We start from the raw sequence: 20,142 nt of genomic DNA on the forward strand, positions 1-20,142 counted from the left end.
GTCCAAGCCGATATCATGAGGCCTGGAAGGCAAATAAATTAGGGGTAGTGGAGATTACCCTTTAAAAAAGGTTGAATACGAAAAATGAGAAACTGCGAGAAAGCAAGTATTCAGCAGATAGACTCCATAATTAAGGGGCCGAACCGATTTCATCATAAAGCGGGTTAAATTCGAATTTTAGCTGTAGGTTTTCCAGTTAAATCTGTTTTTCTCCGAAAAATGAGGGAATTAGATGTAGTTTTTACAGCTAATTCGCCAATTCGGCGAAAGTCCTCACTCACTCCCCAGAAGGAAAGAATCCCTATAACCATTCTTTCACTTGAGACCAGCTCGGCAATATGAGTTAATAGGTATGTAGCCGGCCGGCTAATGCCTTCGGAAAGGAGTGATCAAGGTGATTACAACGCAAACAGAGGTGATCTCTGCGTAAGCAGAGGTCACTGTTCCAAGCGGGGGCCACTAGGCCCTCGCATAACTTTTACTTACGAGTAGACAGCGAGAAGCTTTTTACATATAATGAGAAATGTGAACACGAAGTGAACACAACAATAAACTACGGTGAAGGGAGTGCTTTTTAATGAACACAATGACAATGACAGTAGCGATGAATGTTGCGGCCGCCGCAGAGGTACTCGTCTCCTAACTGAATATCATTCGTGGAATAACCGTTCACCTGAATTGTATAATTGCATATACAACCGACAGGCACGATTATGATCGTGTTTTTTTTATTCCATTTTTGAGAATGGTAGGAGGTTAAGGGGCGATGAAGATACTCTCTGCAAATCAGTCAAAGTTAAGCTTTGCGACAATTTGAGGAGGTTTTCATCCATGAGTTATAAGAACGGGAAAGATGTTCTTCCCCCTAACCTATTAAAACAATTACAAGAATATATCCAAGGCGAAATCGTCTATATCCCTAAGAAAGAGCAGAAACGCGCTGGCTGGGGAGAGAATAACGGCACTCGCATCATCATTGAGCGGAGAAATCGTGAGATTTTCCGATTGTATCAAACGGGTTCGACGGTGTTGGAGCTGATCAAGGTGTTTCATTTGTCCGAAGACAGCATCCGCAAAATTATCGTCAAAACACGTGAATTAACAGCCAATCAGGCATAGCAGCGGCATCCTTCGTGATGCTGCTTTTTTTTTGTAGGAAAACTTAGTTTCCATGCCGAAATCATTCATACAGTGGATGTAAATGTATAGGAGGAGTAGAGAGATGATAACTGTATTTGTATATGGCACGTTACTAGCGGGGGAAAGCAATCATCATGTTGTCTCTCCGTATTTATTGGAAGTGCAACCTGGCGCGATCTATGGACGTTTATATGATGTAGGACCTTACCCTGCGTTAGTACTTACAGACGATGAACATAGGATTGAAGGAGAATGGTTTGAAGTGACCGAAGAGGGACTGGCCGCTATGGACATTTTGGAAACGTACTACAGTCCAGGTCATGCTGATAATGAGTACGAGCGAATTTGGGTAAAAGATGCCACTTTGGAGAAGGAAGGTTGGGTGTATTGTTATCCTAATCCGCGCGGTCTTCCAGCTATTCACGGCTCCTCTTGGAAATCTTACCTGCACAATAAGTAGGCGTGACTTTATTCGAGTTTTTCCGACATTTTCCTATCTTGGCCACAGATATGATGATATAATTAGTACTAATTTATGGACTCGAGGAGAGAGAATATGTCAGCTTACAAAATTTTGCTAGCCGATGATGAATTGGCACTTCGCTTTCTGCTGACGGAGACGTTATCGGATGAGGGATATCTCATCACAGAGGTTGAGGATGGTCAACAAGCGATCGAGCAGCTCAGCAAGGAAGCCTACGATTTAATTATTCTGGATTACATGATGCCGGAACGTACGGGCGTAGAGGTGTGCTCCTGGTTGAGACAAAGTGATAATGTGAATAAGGACTTGCCGGTGATTCTGCTGACGGCTAAAGCGCTGGAGAAAGATAAAGAGAAAGCGAAGGCAGCGGGTGTCACCACGTACATTGTAAAGCCTTTCAGTCCACTTCAATTATTAGATACCGTCGGACAGCTATTGCAACGCTAAGTTGGAGATGGATGCGCTGGGATCAGCTAGATTAAGCTTATAAAGGGTGATTGTCTGCTATGAGCCATAGGAATATAGAGAGAGCCAAGGATTCAGCTTCTGAATCCGATCGTGATGCAAGAATCCTCAAACAAGGAAAAAAGCTGTTTATTCGTGAATATGACAAGCAACTGCAGCAGTTGCAGTCCTTACTGACAGCGGTTCAGATGAAGCCGATCCTAGAGGATTTGCAACAATGCTATCGGATTGCACATACACTCAAAGGTAGTGCGCCAGTCTTTGGTTATATGCGAATTGGTAAACTAGCGGAAGACATGGTGCGGAAATGGGAATGGACCCTAGCTATTGAGAAGCCCGACAATGAGTTGCTTCTTTCGATGAGCCCTGTACATGAGAGTATTGAACGAACGGATGAGTTATTGCTTGAATTGAAAATGGAACTGGATATCGGCTTAACGGAAACTCAGCTGGATGAGGAGAAGGATCCTGCCTCAGGCTCCATGCTTCGAACGCTCAAAAGTCGTATTTTACTCGTTGATGATGACGATGCACTTCGCTCTTATTTGACTAGACGATTGCAACTTGATGATTGTGTGGTTGATGAAGCTGCTGATGTCGAGTCAGCGAAAAAGTTACTGCGCGAGCATACGTATGATCTGGTTACGCTAGATCTTATGATGCATCCGCAGTCAGGCTATGAGCTGTTCGATTTTCTCAAAGAAGATCCTACGCTGAAATGGTTGCCGCTTATCGTGTTATCCGGTCGTGATGATATCAGCGATAAAGTTCGTTGTTTCCATTTAGGAGCGGATGATTATGTGACAAAGCCATTCCAATATGAGGAATTGGCAGCGCGTATCTATGGACTCCTTAAGCGGACCCGGAATTTTGAACAACTGGCCTTTCGCGACCCGCTGACGGGTGTGTTTAATCGCCGCTATTTTGATCTGCAAATTGGATTAGAGCTGCAGCGCATCGAGCGCTACCCAGCGCCAATTTCTCTCGTGTTTATCGATATTGACAGCTTCAAAAACGTCAATGATACGTATGGACATCATGTAGGGGATCTGGTTCTCCAAGGTCTGGCACATCTGTTGCAGGTCAATCTGCGTTCGACAGATTTATTGGCCCGTTTTGGCGGTGAAGAGTTTGTCATCGCACTTCCGAATACGACAGTGGATCAAGCTAGGTCTATTATGCAGGATATTTTAGATAAAGTTCGTATGAAGCCCGTAGCGCAGAATGAGGGTCAAACGTTCTCCATTACGTTCTCAGCTGGTGTAGCCGAATGGCAGGTAGGGATGACGATTGCGGAGTGGGTAGCGAAAGCAGATGATGCGATGTATCAAGCGAAACAGCAAGGTAAGAATCGCATTGTTCTGGCTGACTTAGAAGATGAGGGTGCACAATTCACGAAGTTGGTTGCCCATGCGAATGCCCAGCTGCAGAAGAAAAAGCTCTTGATCGTTGATGATGACCCGATTCTCAGAGCGATTCTGATTTCGCAATTGGAGCACTTGCCGATTGTAATTACGCAGGTGTCTGATGGTGAAGCGGCATGGCAGCTATTGAGTGCTCAAGTGTTCGATGCTTGTATTTTGGACGGCATCTTGCCAGGACTTGACGGGTTTACGATCTTAGAGAAGCTCAAGACGGATACGAATGTGCGATCCAAGGATCTGAAGGTACTGATGCTTTCTGGTAAGAAGAAGGAAGCGGATGTGGCGAAAGGTCTGCTAATGGGAGCTGACGATTATATGACGAAGCCATTCTCACTCGTGGAGCTGGAGAATCGCGTCAAACAGTTAATGAAACTTATCTAGGAAGGAGGGGGACATGTCCTCTCCTTTTTTTTGCTTTTTCGTCACATGAACGTTGTCTAGGGTTCAATTTCCCTTGAATGAGGTTTGCGACTCCAACACTTTCTGATACAGTAGAATGATAGATGAAGATACAGATGAAGGAGCAAGATGAATGTCGGATAAAGACAATCTCGTACGTTTTGGAATTTCGATGCCGCAGTCTTTAATCGAGCAATTCGACCGGTTGATTGCCTTACAAGGGTATGATAATCGCTCGGAGGCGATTCGTGATCTGGCGCGCAAAGCGCTTTTGACCTCAAGCAGTATGCAGCCAACAGAAATGGTCGCGGGCACCATTGTTATGGTATATGACCACGATAGCCGTGATTTGCCGATCACCCTAATGGATCTTCAGCATGACTATCATCATGCCATCATTTCAACGATGCATATCCATTTAAACCATCAGCAATGCTTGGAAATACTCGTCGTTCGCGGTGAAGTTCAGAAGCTTCGGGAGCTGCAGCAGCGCATACAAGTGTTAAAAGGTGTTGCCTACGCTGAGCTGTCTGTTACGCATGTGGACGAGCATAGTCAAAGACATGGACACAGCCATCATCATGGGCATCATCACGCTCACGATAAGGCTGAGACGGAATAGTGGAATTCGTAGTTCGTTTGTTTTTTTGCTAAAATAAAGGATATGGAGGTGCGTTATGTCGGAGAAGAGATGGTTCTCTTTGGAAGAGGCCAATCATTTATTGCCATTTGTTGATCAGGAATTGAAGAAGATGCAAGCCTTGAAGCGTGAATTCGAGGACAAATATATGGAGTTGCGACATAAGAAGAATGAATATGCGGAAAAGCCTAGCACGGAGAAGGATCCCTTTTTCGTTATGGAAGCTGCGCTTGAATTTCTTCAACTTGAAGCGCGTGGACTTATTCAAAGTTTTCAAAAGACGGGCATTGAGCTGAAGGATATCGATACGGGACTTGTTGATTTCCCGGCGTTCATGAATGGACAGGAAGTGTTGCTGTGTTGGAAGCAAGGAGAGGATAAGATTCGTTATTATCACGGCGAGCAAGATGGTTTTGCTGGCCGTAGACCGATAGCGGATTAGAGGGATACGAATGGGAATATTACATCAACGAAGTAAAATTTGGTTCCTTCGGCTGCCGCTAGGCGTGATTGCTGTGTTAGCGATCATGCTGATGAGTGCTGTCCTTGCGCCCCAATCCGTCTCTGCGCATGCTTCACTAGTTGAAGCGACACCAGAAGCGGGAGCAAAGCTTGAAAGCTCGCCAGCTGTGGTGTCCGTCACGTTCAATGAACAATTAGACAGCGGACTCTTTTATATTAAGGTTTATGATCATAGCGGAGCGGAAGTAACGAATCGCAAAGCGATGATGAATAAGGATCAAATGGGTATCAAGCTGGATGTGCCGAAGTTGGCAGAAGGCGTGTATTTGATTAGTTATCACGTCATTTCAGCGGATGGTCATCCTGTGGGTGGAAGTTATCCGATTACGGTCGGGAATCCGCCTCAGGAGGATCTACTTGATGTACCATCCGCTCATACAGGACACGATCACAGCGCAGGACCGCTGACGACCAAGGGGCTGCTACAATACGCTTCCCGCGGCTTATGGTTTCTGATGCTGTTGGCCTTGACGGGTTGGGCATTTTGGTTACGATTGGTGAGAACTCAAGGTGAGGAAGCTCAGAAATCGGTCTCAAGTTGGTCGCTCAATCTTCAACGCGGACATATTGTTGCCCTATTACTGCTCATTTTCACACATATTGAGGATCTATTGGGCGGCGGTGGTGTGGATGAAATATGGCAGCTGCTGAGCGCGACCAATATCGGGATATCTTGGGTACTGCTTCTTGTTTTATCATTCATCGGCTTTGTACTACTGGGCAGGGCGGCATGGTTGGATGTGAGTTGGGCTTTGGCTCTTCTGGCAGTCAAAAGCTTCAGCGGCCACGCAGCCTCCTTCTCACCTCTGTGGGCGACGATTGGACTCGATTTTATTCATCTTGTAGCCGCAGCTTGTTGGGTTGGCGGATTAATTTTGCTGTATGCGAAATGGCGCCATAACAAGACGGGGCTAGGCAGTTACATGCAGAAGTTTTCCAAATTTGCACTGATCTCGATTATTGTTTTAACCGTTTCAGGGATCCTGTCAGTTTTGCTATTCTTACCGAGTCTGCGTTACTTGACTTACACAACGTGGGGAATTCTCCTGCTTGTGAAGGTAGGCGTAGTGGTGCTTGTGGCCGTGCTGGGGTTCGTGATTCGACTCTTCCTACGCAAAAAGCAAGTCAATCAATCGATCGTTTGGGTCAAGCTAGATCTATCCCTTATGGTCATCATTGTTGTGCTTGTCGGACTGCTTACCTATATGGCACCAATTCCTGCGAATGCGCCGCTTCAGTGGCATCAGATGGGAGAAAAGGTCCATGTTTCGGTCGATATTACGCCTAAAATTCCAGGCAATAACAACTTCGTTGCGAAAGTATGGCTGCCTGAAAAATCAGGTCAACCTAAGCAGGTTCTTTTGATTTTGCATAATAAGGATGATAAAGAGATTGCTCCGATTTCTATTCCATTAACGATCTATACAGATAATAAGGAAGAGGAGTCCTACGGTTTTGCTAAATATAGTTACAAATCGGAAGGGCCTTACCTGCCATTTAGAGGCAATTGGGAGTTAGAAATGCGCGTCATGGATACGGAAGATAATGAGACCGTGTATACCAAAGACTTCATTGTGTATTAAGTTTGAAAAGGTAGATTGACTATGCGAGGAGGATAACCATGGCTTGGGTTCAAATCCTAGATAAAGACCATCTTTCCGTTAAACTCGATGACAAAGATGATTCCGCTCTAATTGAAGTCAATGACGGCGGCATTTCACCGAACTATGTGACAATTCGATTGAATGAGCATGAAGTGGATGAATTGATAGAAGCCCTTCAACGGATCAAGAGATCGATGCAATAAGGTGTGGTAAGAAAGAACCTTCCCTGAGACTGAAGATAGTCAGAAGGGAAGGTTCTTTTTGTACGCATGGAAGTAGGTGCGTTAAAACATGCTCCAGTCGAACTCCTGCGATAGAATGCCAAGCAGATGCACACCTGCCGTGCTGTTGCCTTTACGGTTCAGTGCGGGTCCAACGATACCGATGCCGTATTGCCCCGGCACCATCGTCAGGATGCTGCCGGACACGCCGCTCTTAGCAGGCAGCCCAACATTCATGGCGAATTCACCAGAGGCATTGTACATCCCGCAGGTAAACATGAAGGTCTTAGCAATTTGCACGAAGCGCCGCGGAATGAGACGTTGCTTGCGGATTGGATCCACGCCGTTATGAGCGAGTACGAGCGCCATCCGCGCAAGATCTGTGCAGTTCACTTCGATGGAGCAGTGACTGAAGTACACACGAAGGATATCATCAACTTCTTTGTCCAATACACCGTTATCCTTGAGAAAATAAGCTAAAGACCGATTGCGGTGAGCGGTATCTGATTCGGACTTGAATACATTTTGATTAATGGAGAGCGAAGGGTTATCCGCAATATCTCTGAAAAAATGCAAGATCCGATCAACCTGTTCATCCGTGCTATTCCCAGCGATTAAAGAAGAGATCGCAATGGCTCCCGCATTAATGAGCGGATTGAAAGGGATGCCCGGCTCGATAAGCTCGAGCTTCAGCATCGAGTTGAAGTCATCGCCTGTCGGCTCCATCCCAACTTTGGAGAATACAACGTCTTCGCCATTATCCAAGAGTGCAAGAATGAGTGAAAAAACTTTCGAAATACTTTGCAAGGTGAAGCGAAAGTCAGAATCACCGGATAGGATTGTTTGTCCTTCGCTATCCATGATGCATATACCGAGAATATCGCCAGAAGCGTTAGCTAGCTCGGGGATATAGGAAGCGACATGACCTTCTGACGTATGCGTTGTACTAACAGCAACCCATTCGTCGATGTGGCTATGAAGCTTCTTCCAGGTTTCATCGTGCTGTTGGTGAAGCATGGCGAAGTCAGTCCTTCCTCTTCTCTAGGCTTTCCAAGCCTGCGGATGATTGTCGCTGATCAGCTCTGTCGCTGCTGCATTCGCAATGACTTGCTCTGGGTTCTTGCAGCCTGGAATAACGGATGTAACCGCGTCATGCTTCAAGCACCAAGCCAGTGCCCACTTGGCCATATCCATGCCTTCAGGCACTTCGTTTTGCTGAATGCGCTGAACTTCCTCTAGCTTCTGTCTCACGCTGTCAGCATCGTGACGATGACGAACGTCCGTGTTACTAAATACAGCACCTGGCTTATATTTACCGCTGAGATAGCCACTGGCCAACGGAACACGTGCGAGTACGCCGAGGTCTTGATCGATACAAGATTGGAAAACCTGATCTTCCGGCGCGCGATCCAGACGGTTGTAGACAACTTGAATAGCTTTGGAATTCACCTTTGTAGAAGCGGCAGTCTGATGGATATTGGCATTGCTGCCGATCGACGTGCCTAGGTGACGGATTTTGCCAGCTTGTACTTGTTTATCTAAGGTCGTCCATAGATCATCATTATCGAATAAAGCATCAGGTCCGGAATGGAATTGGTATAAATCAATATAGTCCGTATGTAAAGCTTTTAGAGATGAGTCAAGCTGCTTGATGACGGATTCAGCGCTAAACTCATCAGTTCGTGTGAATAAATCATGGAAATGATGACCGAACTTCGTCGCTACAACCCACTTATCGCGATCGCGGCGGGATAAATAATTACCGATGAATGACTCGGAAAGATGATCTCCATAGCATTCTGCCGTATCTATTAAGTTGATACCAAGCTCAGCAGCTTGATCCAAAATCGCGTCCGCTTCTGCTTGTGTATAGGTTAATCCCCACTCACCGCCGAATTGCCAAGTACCAACACCAACGATGGAAACTTTCAGATCTGTTTTGCCAAGTCTACGAAATTTCATGTGTAGCACTCTCCTTATATAGGGTATCCAAATTCATTATACAACAACATTTTATTTTATCTCACCTTAATGTAAGCTTTTCATAAATGGGTTACTGTGTAAATAGGAATAATTTAAGGCGAAAGGATGTTGTTTCTATTGTTCAAAAAATATGTGCTAGGCCTATTGAAAGAATGGGTGCCTACTATAGCGTTTGCAATCATTATCGCACTTGTCGTCAATACCTATGTTGCGCAAGCAATGACAGTTCCAACTGGTTCGATGCTGCCTACTATTCAATTACAAGATGAGCTGATTGTTGAGAAAATGAAGCCACTAACCGACTTTGAATTCGGCGATATCGTTGTGTTTTGGCCGCCAATCGAGGGGAATGAGGATCGTTATGTGAAGCGTCTGATTGGATTGCCTGGCGATACGATTGAAGTCAAAAATGGGGCTTTATATAGGAACGGAGCTAAGGTAGACGAGCCCTATATCCAAGCGCCTATGACATATACTTTTCATCAAGTGACAGTACCTGAAGGGAAGTACTTCTTCTTAGGGGATAATCGCAACGACAKCTATGATTCTCATTTATGGCCGGCAACACCTTTTGTAGCTGAAAAAGATATTATCGGTAAAGCCGTATTTCGCATTTTTCCTCTGAGCCAGATCGGGACAATTGATTAAGTGAAAAGAAGCTCCCAACCTCATTTAGAGGAAGGGAGCTTTTTTCAATGAGCAAGATGAGGAGAAACCTGGTTCTCATCTTCACCGTCATCTTCTTTTTTCTTTTTACGGTCGGAAAGCTTGATGTTCCCAACGAAAAGCGTAAGGACCGCGCCGAGTAGCACGAATACCAGACCGTAGATAAACACTTGATGGAGAGAGGAAATAAGCGCATCTTTAATAATTGGCAACTTCTCCACTAATTCTTTTGGCAATTTGGCCAACTGCTCAGGACTTAATAGGGAGGAGTAAAGCGATTGCGGGTTTTTATGGATCATATCAATTAACGGACTCCCTACTTCCGCGGGGAACTGTTTCACTACTGGCTCTAGATTTTGTTCAAGTAAAACTGTTGATTTATGATTCATAATAGCGCCGAGAATCGTCATCCCGAAAGTACCACCAATTTGACGGAAAAATTGGCTGGAAGACGTTACAACACCAAGCTCCGATTTCGGGAAGCTTTCTTGTAAAGCGAGAGTCAGAATTGGCATGACAAGCCCCATTCCTAAACCGAGTAGAACCATGTAGCTAGAAGCTATCAACTTCGTTGTAGAAATACCCATTGTGCTAAGTAAAACAAAGCCAACAGCCATGACTATCATACCGATGAGCATTTGTCTGCGAACACCAATCTTATCAATTAATTGGCCTGAAGCGACGCTGGCAGCAATCATTGTAATCATAAGCGGTGTCATGACAGTTCCAGAAGCGGACGCGCTAATACCGACAATCCCTTGCATGAAGAGCGGAACGAACATAATTGCACCGAACATGCCAACCGCCATCAGGAAGCCTACGCCATTTATGGTGGAGAAGGTTCTATTTTTGAACAAACGAACTGGAAGGATTGGCTCCTGTGCTTTACTTTCAATGAAGACGAACGAAACTAATGATACGACAGCTAGTATGAACAGACCAATAATCTGCCAAGAGCCCCAAGCATACTCACTACCGCCAAATGTGAGCGCAAGAAGTAAACTCACTACACCGACAATCATCGTGACGATACCTGGTACATCGAACTTAACTTTTCCTACTGATTTATGCTTCGGCAAAGCAATTGCGATCAAAATAACTGCTAGAATACCAACAGGCAGGTTGATGTAGAACACCCAACGCCAGTCCCAAGCATCTACGATCCAGCCACCGACTTGCGGCCCGATTACGGAGGATAAACCAAAGATCGCTCCGAAAACACCTTGCCATTTGGCACGCTGCTTACCAGTGAATAAATCCCCGATAATAATCATGGCCATTGGCATCATGATACCACCGCCAAGACCTTGCAGACCGCGGAATAAGATAAGTTCAGTCATGTTCTGCGACATACCGCAAAGCGCTGAAGCAACGATGAAGATGATGAGTCCTGTTACATAAATGACGCGGCGGCCTATTAAATCAGCCAGTTTACCAGCGATGGGTACGATAACCGTGGAAGTCAGCATGTAAGCTGTCGTTAACCAGGTCATCAGCCCGAGTCCGCCGAATTCACCGACGATACGCGGCATGGCTGTTCCTACAATCGTACCGTCCAAGGCTCCGAAGAGCATGGCAATGATCAAGCCAGTGAGGAGGAGTCCCCTATTTTTGAGCTCAGGCGCAGCAGCTTCGGAGACATCCTTAGGCGCTGCTTTTTGAATAGATTCCATTTGTATCACTCCTTAGATGAAATGAAAATTAATAAAATGAAGTAAATTTTTCGAATGCATTTACGAAAATATGAAGTTCATCAGGCGGAAGCTGCGATAATCCACGGGCAATTACTTTCTTCTGAATTTCGGTGGCTTCAGCGAGAATCTCATCTCCCTTAGGCGTATTTTCAACGAGTACAATACGACGATCAGTCTCATGATGCTTACGTATTACATGCCCACTTTGGACAAGCCGATCAATCATGACAGTTATTGCACTGGGCTTTACACCTAATTTCTCAGCAAGTTGAGATTGTTTCGGTGATTGTTCCTTTGAGATCATCGCTAACATAAATAAATGCCGCGGTGTTAGTTCTGAGTCTATTTCGGCAATAACCACGTGAGCTAATCTGCGATGCGCTGTCTCAAATGCTGTGCGGAAGCGATTGGTATAGTCCGTCAATTYATCTTCCAAGTCAAGACCTCCTAATAAATTGTTAGAATTGTCTAATAATTAAACAATATAATAATTAAATCAAGTAATAGTTAAACTGTTTAAGTAAAATATAAACCTGTCGATGAATGAAGTCAATAGGTCATTTCTGAAAATTTCAGAAAACCAAGGAGTGATGTACTTGCATATCCTTTGTATCTTGCATATAATAACTGGTACATATACGTGGAAATGCTTTGACGGAGAAGAGTATGCAGTGCTTCTTGACAGGGAGGGAAAGCCGATGATTGAGAGCTGGCCCCGAGAATCAGGCTGCGGAAGTTCGCTCCCGAGCAGTCCTTTGAACAGAAGCGCTAAGTAGCTTCTCAGTAGAGGGAACCGGACACATCGTCCGTTATCTGGAATGAAGTGAGACTCGTTTATTTGTCAACTGGACATAGACGAATCTAATTAGGGTGGTACCACGGCTTTTCGTCCCTTGCGAGGGAGCGGAAAGTCTTTTTTGTGTTTTCATAAAGGGCGATTCAGAGGCCTAAATCAGGAGGGATTTCGATGAAAGAGCGGTTAGAGGCTTTGAAGCAGGAAGCGCTGCAGGAGCTAAGCTTTGTTGCAAGTCAGCAGGAGCTGAACGATTTAAGAGTTAAATATTTGGGCAAAAAAGGACCGTTAACCGAGGTTCTTCGCGGCATGGGCGCGTTAAGTGCTGAGGAAAGACCGGTCATCGGCCAAGTAGCGAATGATGTTCGCGCAGCGATCGAGGCTGTTATTGAAGAGAAACAAGCAGCGTACACGAAGGAAGAAACTGAAAACAGACTTCGTTCTGAAATGATCGACGTTACGTTACCAGGACGTCCTTCCCAGCAAGGTGCTGTACATCCGCTAAGCAAAGTTATTCAAGAGATTGAAGATATTTTCATCGGGATGGGCTACACCGTTGCAGAAGGTCCAGAGGTTGAGCAAGACTATTACAACTTCGAAGCTTTGAATCTGCCAAAGGATCATCCGGCTCGTGATATGCAGGATTCGTTCTATATTACGGAAGAAATTTTGATGCGTACGCAAACATCCCCTGTTCAAGTAAGAACGATGGAGAAGCGCAAAGGTGAAGTGCCGATCAAAATCATCTGCCCAGGCAAAGTATACCGCCGCGATGACGACGATGCCACTCATTCGCACATGTTCCAACAAATTGAAGGTTTGGTCATTGACCGCAACGTGCGGATGAGTGATCTCAAAGGGACATTGCTTCAGTTCGTACAAGAAATGTATGGCCCAGCGACCAAAATCCGCATGCGTCCAAGTTTTTTCCCGTTCACAGAGCCGAGTGTTGAAGTCGATGTGAGCTGTGCAATGTGTGGCGGTGAAGGCTGTCGTACGTGTAAGCAAACAGGTTGGTTGGAAATTCTCGGAGCGGGCATGGTTCATCCGCGAGTTCTTGAAATGGGTGGCTATGATCCGAAGGAATACACAGGCTTCGCATTCGGTATGGGTGTTGAGCGTATCGCTATGTTGAAATATGGTATCGAAGATATTCGTCATTTCTATACGAATGATTTGCGCTTCTTAAAGCAATTTTTACATGTGTAAGCATTAGGAAAAGGAGGGTATAAAGCATGAAAGTTTCTTATCAATGGTTATCGGAATATGTTGACGTTACTGGCTTCACTGCCGAAGAATTAGCTGAAAAATTAACCCGCAGCGGTATCGAAGTGGATATCGTCGAGGATCGTAATAAAGGTGTATCGCATGTTGTAGTTGGATTTGTAAAATCCCGTGAGAAGCATCCGGATGCTGACAAACTGAGCGTTTGTGTGATCGATGCTGGGCAAGGCGAAGACTTGCAAATCGTGTGTGGTGCCAAAAATATTGATGCTGGTCAAAAGGTTCCTGTTGCGATGATCGGTGCTGTCCTTCCGGGTGGACTGGAAATCAAGCGCGCTAAGCTGCGCGGTGTAGAATCCCAAGGGATGATCTGCTCCGCGAAAGAACTAGGATTGAACGATAAACTGCTTCCAAAAGAAATTCAAGAAGGTATCTTGGTCTTGCCTGAAGATACAGAAATTGGCCAATCGATTCTAGATGTATTGGCAATTAGCGATAAAGTTATGGAGCTCGACTTGACGCCAAACCGCTCCGATTGCTTGAGCATGCTCGGAGCGGCATACGAGATCGCGGCGATCCTTGGCCGCGAAGTTAAACTGCCAGATGCGGAAGCTGCGCTTCAAGCGGCAGGAACTGTCGGCGTGAAAGCTGCGGACCGCATCAGCGTGAAGATCACAGCGACGGAACAGTGCACGCACTACGCGGCTCGCCTGATCGAAGGCGTGCGCGTGGGCACTTCACCGCTGTGGATCCAGAATCGCTTGATGGCTGCGGGCATCCGCCCCATCAATAACATCGTCGACATCACCAACTTCGTGATGTTGGAATACGGCCAGCCGCTTCACGCGTTCGACGCGGAGAAACTAAACAACGGACACATCGACGTACGACTCGCTGAAGCTGGCGAGAAGCTCGTTACACTTGACGATGTGGAACGTACCCTAGAACCGCACATGCTGCTCGTCACGGACGGCACCAAGCCTGTGGCGATCGCCGGAGTTATGGGCGGAGCCAACTCCGAAGTGACGGATGGAACTTCGCGGATCCTGCTTGAATCCGCGAAGTTCGCTGGCAGCTCTGTGCGCCGCACATCGCGCCAGCTAGGTCTTCGCTCGGAAGCGAGCCTTCGCTTCGAGAAAGAAGTGAACCCGGAATCGGTGATTCCGGCATTGAACCGTGCTGCTGCGTTGATTGCGCAATACGCAGGCGGTAAAGTCGCTGACGGCATCGTAGAAGCCGCTAGCGGAACGCACAAGTCGGTCAGCATCGAGCTAGCAGCTGACCGCGTGAACAACTATCTCGGCACAGCGCTTTCCTTGACCGAGATGGGGCAAATCCTTTCACGCTTGCATTTCACATTCGAGCAAGCTGGCGAAGGCAAGCTGCTCGTGCATGTGCCGAGCCGTCGCGGAGACATTACGCGTGATGTCGATTTGATCGAAGAAGTGGCACGTCTCTTCGGCTACGATAACATCCCGACAACCTTGATGACCGGTGTTACGACGCCAGGGTCACTATCCAAAGAGCAATCCATCCGCCGGATTACACGCAATATTCTGACGCAAAGCGGATTGAGTGAAGTGATTACGTATTCCTTCACCAACCCGCGATCACACGGTGGCGCAGGTGTTGAAGTGAATCCTCAAGCACAAGTCGATGCTATTCCTGGTCTATACCGGGCAGCGAAGCCGATTTCACTCGCGATGCCGATGAGCGAAGACCGCAGTCAACTGCGCACAAGCTTAGTACCACATTTGCTTGATGTTGTTAGCTATAATCGCAATCGTACGATGGATGATGTCGCCATTTTCGAAATTGGCAAAGTATTTATTACGGACGAAGCAGCGCTTACGGCTCTACCGCAAGAAAAGCTGTTACTGTCTATCGTATTGACAGGCAAACGTCGCCAAGCTCATTGGGCTCAGAAGGCAGAAGCTGTTGATTTCTACGACATCAAAGGGATTTTTGATCGTTTAGTGGGGTACCTTGGAATTAAGGGACTGACATATACGTCCGCAGCACCAGAAGGCTTCCACCCAGGTCGTACTGCAGAAATCTCACTAGCTTCCGCTGAAGGTCCCAAAGTAATTGGTCGTGTAGGCCAACTACATCCGACTGCGCAACAACAGCGCGATCTGGATGATACTTATGTGCTTGAAGTTGAACTAGCGCCTATCTTGGAAGCTGCTGGCGAGGAGATTGTTTATAAGTTGTTGCCTCGTTATCCGTCTATCGGACGTGATATTGCAGTAGTGGTGAATACAAGCGTCCCGGTTGGACTTATGGAGCAAGCGATTTCCGAAGTTGCAGGGGAGTTGTTGGAGTCCATTCAGGTATTTGATATCTATACGGGAGAGCGCCTAGGTGCTAATCGTAAAAGCGTAGCAATCGCACTTGTGTACCGTCATGCTGACAGAACTTTGCTTGATGAAGAAGTAACTGAACTCCACGCCAAAGTTGTGACAACACTTGAACAACAATTTGAGGCAGAGTTAAGAAAATAGTGTAACTTTCCTTATAGGTTGCAGGAATATAGGCTGGTCTTATCGAAATTATTCTCGATAGGACCAGCCTTTCATCTTAAGGGAGGATTTTAATTTGACTACTGAAGATAAAACAAGAATTACTGTTGATATATATGGACACCAATACAAGCTCAAAGCAGATACAAGCACCAACCATATGAAGGCCGTTGCAGAATATGTGAATGACCAAATGTTCCGTATTGCCAAAGGTTACCCTCGTTTGGATTCGCAGCGGATCGCTGTTTTAGCCGCAGTAAACATGGCTGATGAGTGCTTCCGAATGAATGAAATTTTGGAAGAGCTTAGCAAAGTTCAGAAAGAGCAGGAAGCGACGAAAATCGCCTACGAGAAGCTAACAACACGGTATCATGAATTGAAGCAAGAGGACGACAAGAACCAAGCCTTACTCGCTGAGCAAAAAGGGAAGTTGGAACAAATCCCAGAACTAGAAAAACAATATAAGCAAGAAATTAGTAAGGTAAGACAAGAACAAGAACAATCGAATCAGCAAATGCTGCAAATGAAACAGAAATATGAACTTGGTAATCAACAGTTAGACCAGACCAAGCAACAACTGGAACAAGCAAAGCAACAGCAGGTTCAAGCCAAACAACAAATTGATCAAACGAAACAACAGATCGAACAAGCCAAGCAACAGATCGAACAAGCTAAACAACAGAATGATCAAGTGAAACAACAACAAGAGCAAGCAAATAAACAAATAGATCAACTCAAGCAACAGCTTGACCAGGAGAAACGCCAAGCCTTACAAGTCAAACAGCAACTTGACCAAGAAAAACAACAGCATCAACAAAGCAAGCAGCTGCTTGATCAAGAAAAGCAACAGCATCTACAAAGCAAAAAGCAGCTTGAGCAAGCGCAGCAACATAAATCGCAGCAGCTTCTAAAGTTAACTGAACAACATAAAGTTGAGTTAGATGCCATCGCGGACGCACATCGCAAAGAAAATGAAAGTTTGCACCAACAACTTGAAGAAGAGAAACAATCGCTTATCCAGTTACATCTGCAAGATAAAGAAAACGCAGAAATTCAGCACCAAGAAGAGTTGGCATTACTATCCAAGCAAAGTGGATCTGATATCGATGTCATCCATAAGCAGTACCAAGCACAAATCAAATCTATAACCGTGCAACACCAGGAAGTACAAGCTTCCATGGCTCGAGAACATCAATCTCAACTAGCGTCTTTGAGACAAGAGCATCAATCCGCTATCGAGACACTTACAGACGGTCATCAAGCTGCAATAGCACTTTTGGCAGAGGAACATCAATTTGCCATCGCGATCTTGACTGAAGAACAACAAGAGGCAATCGCACTCATGACAGAAGAGCATCAAGCAGAATTAGTAGCTATTTCAGATAGTCATCTCAATGAAATTGAAACAATTTCAGAAGAATACCAATCGGAGTTAAAAGTAATTACGGATAAACTCCAAAGTGAATTAGCAAATCAAATGGATGAGCACCATTTCGAGATTGCTTCATTGACAGAAAATCATCAAAATGAGATTGCTTCACTCACAAATAAACACCAAAATGAACTGAGTGCAATTTCAGAGAAACATCAAAATGAATTGGAATCGCTCTCTAAGCAGCACCGAGATGAATTAACCTTGAACAATACGAAAAATCATAACGAAATAGCAGCCATTGTGCGAGGCCACCATGCTGAGATTCATGTGATTAAACAAAAACACCAAGCTGAGTTAGAAGTAGCAGCAAGCGCTCATAAAGAGGATATCGACTCGCTCGCGTTGCTATATCAGGAAGAAGAAGAGGCTAAAGCCCGCCGATTCGAAGAGGCGAAGGGTGATCTAGAAGGTCACTATCACAAACAACAAGCATCGTTCCAACAACAGCTTGAGGAGCAAAAGGCAGCGATCATTCAGCATTATCAAGGGAAAATTGAACAATTACTTGCACAAATGCAGACGGAACGAGAAACACGCGCACAAGAGTTCGAAGAAGAGAAAGAACTTATTTGGGCTCAAGCACAGCAGGAAAAGGAAGAACTTCTACAGCTGAGCATGAACGACGAAGCTCAACAAGAAGAACTTCATGCGGTCAAAGAGGAATATCGGAAATTGCGTGAAGAATATGCGAAGCTTCAAATCGAATATAACGAATGGATTGAGCTTGTAGAAGCCGATAGTCCAATTGGGTAGCCCTAAGTGACAGTGAACCTATTGGATTACGTCTTAATGTCGGTCATTGCCTTAGGACTGTTGATTGGCTACTTTAGAGGATTTATTTCACAAATCGTTTCTATTTCGGGTATGATCCTAGCTTATCTAGTTGCCTTTTATTTTTACAAGGATCTTGCTCCGTTACTCAAGAGCGCGATCTCATTACCAACTTATCAAAATTATCAAAAATATGAATTCATCGTAAAAGGACTCAATTTAGATACTTATATTCTAAATGCCATTGCCTTTGCTCTCCTGTTTTTTGGTGTCAAACTTGCACTTATGGTTATCGGCAGAGCCTTGAATCTTCTTGCCAAAACGCCAGGACTAAGTGCCATTAACCGTTGGAGCGGCGCATTACTGGGGTTAGCAGAAGCGCTGCTCATCATTGTAATTGCTGTAAATGTCATGACCATCATTCCATCAGACGGCTCCCAGAAGCTGCTAGCAAGCTCATCTATAGCTCCTTATTTGATTAACGAGCTGCCGCAGGTTGCGGGTAAACTCCATGACCTGTGGAAACAAGGAATTTCCCTATAGAAACTACTGCCTTTTGAAAAAAATGCGGTAGTTTTTATTTGTTATACGGGGAGACAACCTATAATGCAAAGGGGATAAGGGATAAGGGATAAGGGATAAGGGATAAGGGATAAGGGATAAGGGATAAGGGATAAGGGATAAGGGATGAGGATGAGAGGTAAGAGAAGAGAGAAGAGAGAAGAGAGAAGAGAGAAGAGAGAAGAGAGAAGAGGGGGAGGTGTAGAGTAGAGGTTGAGGTTGAGGTTCAAGTAGCATGGGTAGGCCTGCCGTGGGGCAACTACATCGCAAAATATTTTTTCTGAAGTATCTACAATTTCAAAATTAGCCGATTCCCCCAAATAGTTAACACTTTCACAATCTCAGAAATGACTTTTAGGAACCTTCTGTACAATATTTCGGATCCAATTTATGAATACAATGAGTCAATCGAAATCGAGGTGCATTGCTACTCCGCCCTATAAGAATTCTATTCCCACATAAATCAGGTAAACAATTAGTCAATCGAAATCGAGCCCGCACCACTACTCCATCGTCAAAGAATTCCACTCCCACACAAATCAGGTAAACAATGAGTCAGTCCAACTCGAACCCGCATCACTACTTCACCTAAAATAATTCGATTTATTAACAAAACGGTTAAGAAATTAGGCGATCTAATTCGAACCCACGTCACTTACTCTGCCCTGAAAGAATTCCATTCCTACAAAAATCAGTACACAATGAAATCTAAGTCGAGTCCACTTCGTCCTTAAAGTAAKGTTCCACTTCCATTCGAAGCTGTTTACAGATCTCCTCCCCATACGATGCGCCGCGAGTGTTGTAACATAATTAGCTTAAACAAGTAGACAATTGCAATCAATTGTAGGTATCTCAGAAAAGATAATAATCCAGAGTACTCTCGCCAAAATAAACATTTTTTTCTTTACATGGAAACAAATGTTCGATATAATACATATAGGAACACAAGTTCTAATAATGGGGAGGATCTGATATGGAAATGCATCTTTTAGGTTCAATGAGTAATGCTTTCCAATCAGAGGAAGAGTGTGAGCAGTTCTTAATGAGAAGTCGCTGGGCGAATGGGTTCTCTTGTCCGAGATGTGATCATAATTCATTTTATAAAGTGAAAACACGTAGTTTACTTGAATGTAAGGAGTGMCGGACTCAAATATCTATTACTGCTGGTACTGTCATGCATAAATCGAAGTTACCTTTATTACTCTGGTTCAAAGCCATTCGAAAATTGATTCAAGATGAATTGACCTATTCTATCCCAGCTTTTGCAAATTTGCTTAGTGTGAACTATCGGACTGCTAAGTTGATACTTGAAAAAATTCAATTAGCCTTACACAAGCAATATGCCCGTATGGGGAAGCCTAAGACAGAAAAGCTTACTGCAGAGTCTATAGCAGACAATTTTGAGCAACCAAAGAGTGAAGAGAAAAGCATTAGAGTTAAGAAGAATACGAGTATTTTAGCAAGCTTCCTGTTTAGGACTTCTAGAAACGTTAAATATGCCGAAGAAGATATGTTTAAAAAGTGGATGCATGCGTGTATATCTGTGTTTTTGTATCCGCATTTTTTACGATATTTTCAAGTCGTCTGAAAATAA

General features: G+C 44.8%; 18 protein-coding genes and 1 other annotated feature. Of the genes, 14 read left to right on the forward strand and 4 right to left on the reverse strand.

The genetic code is table 11. The features are described from left to right. The first annotated feature begins 831 nt into the window (after positions 1-831). From AC1DLM_RS18450 to AC1DLM_RS18485, 8 genes are all read left to right on the forward strand, one after another. Complete coding sequence (locus AC1DLM_RS18450) at positions 832-1,119, forward strand: CD3324 family protein (protein WP_028556449.1); 288 nt, start codon at positions 832-834, stop codon at positions 1,117-1,119. Positions 1,120-1,222: 103 nt separating this feature from the next. Beyond that, on the forward strand, positions 1,223-1,600 hold the full coding sequence (locus AC1DLM_RS18455) for a gamma-glutamylcyclotransferase family protein (RefSeq protein ID WP_477570782.1): 378 nt from the start codon (positions 1,223-1,225) through the stop codon (positions 1,598-1,600). Between the two features lie 96 nt (positions 1,601-1,696). Continuing rightward, positions 1,697-2,071 carry a response regulator gene (locus AC1DLM_RS18460; RefSeq protein ID WP_171630088.1) on the forward strand — a complete coding sequence of 125 codons (375 nt, stop codon included), beginning with the start codon at positions 1,697-1,699 and terminating at the stop codon, positions 2,069-2,071. A gap of 59 nt (positions 2,072-2,130) precedes the next feature. Continuing rightward, positions 2,131-3,894 (forward strand): GGDEF domain-containing response regulator, encoded by a 1,764-nt coding sequence (locus tag AC1DLM_RS18465; protein ID WP_441992084.1) that lies wholly within the window; start codon positions 2,131-2,133, stop codon positions 3,892-3,894. Positions 3,895-4,045: 151 nt separating this feature from the next. Next, positions 4,046-4,534, forward strand: coding sequence for a nickel-responsive transcriptional regulator NikR (gene nikR, locus AC1DLM_RS18470; RefSeq protein ID WP_477570783.1), 489 nt, complete (start codon positions 4,046-4,048; stop codon positions 4,532-4,534). Positions 4,535-4,589: 55 nt separating this feature from the next. Continuing rightward, on the forward strand, positions 4,590-4,994 hold the full coding sequence (locus AC1DLM_RS18475) for a DUF2203 family protein (protein WP_477570784.1): 405 nt from the start codon (positions 4,590-4,592) through the stop codon (positions 4,992-4,994). Between the two features lie 10 nt (positions 4,995-5,004). Further along, positions 5,005-6,657 (forward strand): copper resistance CopC/CopD family protein, encoded by a 1,653-nt coding sequence (locus AC1DLM_RS18480; protein WP_477570785.1) that lies wholly within the window; start codon positions 5,005-5,007, stop codon positions 6,655-6,657. A 38-nt stretch (positions 6,658-6,695) separates the two neighbouring features. Beyond that, positions 6,696-6,881 carry a hypothetical protein gene (locus AC1DLM_RS18485; protein WP_441992088.1) on the forward strand — a complete coding sequence of 62 codons (186 nt, stop codon included), beginning with the start codon at positions 6,696-6,698 and terminating at the stop codon, positions 6,879-6,881. 81 nt (positions 6,882-6,962) lie between these two features. Here AC1DLM_RS18485 and glsA read toward each other — a convergent pair whose 3' ends face one another. Both glsA and AC1DLM_RS18495 read right to left on the reverse strand, forming a co-directional pair. Continuing rightward, complete coding sequence (gene glsA, locus AC1DLM_RS18490; RefSeq protein ID WP_477570786.1) at positions 6,963-7,916, reverse strand: glutaminase A; 954 nt, start codon at positions 7,914-7,916, stop codon at positions 6,963-6,965. Positions 7,917-7,940: 24 nt separating this feature from the next. Then, positions 7,941-8,861, reverse strand: coding sequence for an aldo/keto reductase (locus AC1DLM_RS18495; protein WP_477570787.1), 921 nt, complete (start codon positions 8,859-8,861; stop codon positions 7,941-7,943). Positions 8,862-8,999: 138 nt separating this feature from the next. Between AC1DLM_RS18495 and lepB the strand changes: the two genes are divergently transcribed. Continuing rightward, positions 9,000-9,530, forward strand: coding sequence for a signal peptidase I (gene lepB / locus AC1DLM_RS18500; protein WP_477570788.1), 531 nt, complete (start codon positions 9,000-9,002; stop codon positions 9,528-9,530). Between the two features lie 44 nt (positions 9,531-9,574). Here lepB and AC1DLM_RS18505 read toward each other — a convergent pair whose 3' ends face one another. After that, entirely contained in the window at positions 9,575-11,122 is a 1,548-nt protein-coding gene (locus tag AC1DLM_RS18505; protein WP_441992098.1) for an MDR family MFS transporter, read from the reverse strand. A 127-nt stretch (positions 11,123-11,249) separates the two neighbouring features. Then, complete coding sequence (locus AC1DLM_RS18510; protein ID WP_477570789.1) at positions 11,250-11,678, reverse strand: MarR family winged helix-turn-helix transcriptional regulator; 429 nt, start codon at positions 11,676-11,678, stop codon at positions 11,250-11,252. Positions 11,679-11,884: 206 nt separating this feature from the next. After that, positions 11,885-12,139, forward strand: a binding site (T-box leader). Between the two features lie 70 nt (positions 12,140-12,209). Here AC1DLM_RS18510 and pheS point away from each other — a divergent pair. From pheS to AC1DLM_RS18535, 5 genes are all read left to right on the forward strand, one after another. Continuing rightward, complete coding sequence (gene pheS / locus AC1DLM_RS18515) at positions 12,210-13,244, forward strand: phenylalanine--tRNA ligase subunit alpha (protein ID WP_441992093.1); 1,035 nt, start codon at positions 12,210-12,212, stop codon at positions 13,242-13,244. Between the two features lie 26 nt (positions 13,245-13,270). Next, entirely contained in the window at positions 13,271-15,763 is a 2,493-nt protein-coding gene (gene pheT / locus AC1DLM_RS18520) for a phenylalanine--tRNA ligase subunit beta (protein ID WP_477570790.1), read from the forward strand. 94 nt (positions 15,764-15,857) lie between these two features. Further along, the gene (gene zapA, locus AC1DLM_RS18525; protein WP_477570791.1) at positions 15,858-17,969 is read left to right on the forward strand and encodes a cell division protein ZapA; all 2,112 of its coding nucleotides are present in this window, start codon (positions 15,858-15,860) and stop codon (positions 17,967-17,969) included. Between the two features lie 6 nt (positions 17,970-17,975). Further along, positions 17,976-18,530: a CvpA family protein gene (locus tag AC1DLM_RS18530; protein ID WP_441992096.1), complete on the forward strand. Its 555-nt coding sequence runs from the start codon at positions 17,976-17,978 to the stop codon at positions 18,528-18,530. Between the two features lie 991 nt (positions 18,531-19,521). Beyond that, positions 19,522-20,136 (forward strand): transposase, encoded by a 615-nt coding sequence (locus AC1DLM_RS18535; RefSeq protein WP_477570792.1) that lies wholly within the window; start codon positions 19,522-19,524, stop codon positions 20,134-20,136. Positions 20,137-20,142 lie beyond the last annotated feature (6 nt).

This window comes from Paenibacillus sp. 01T442 (genome assembly GCF_056398345.1).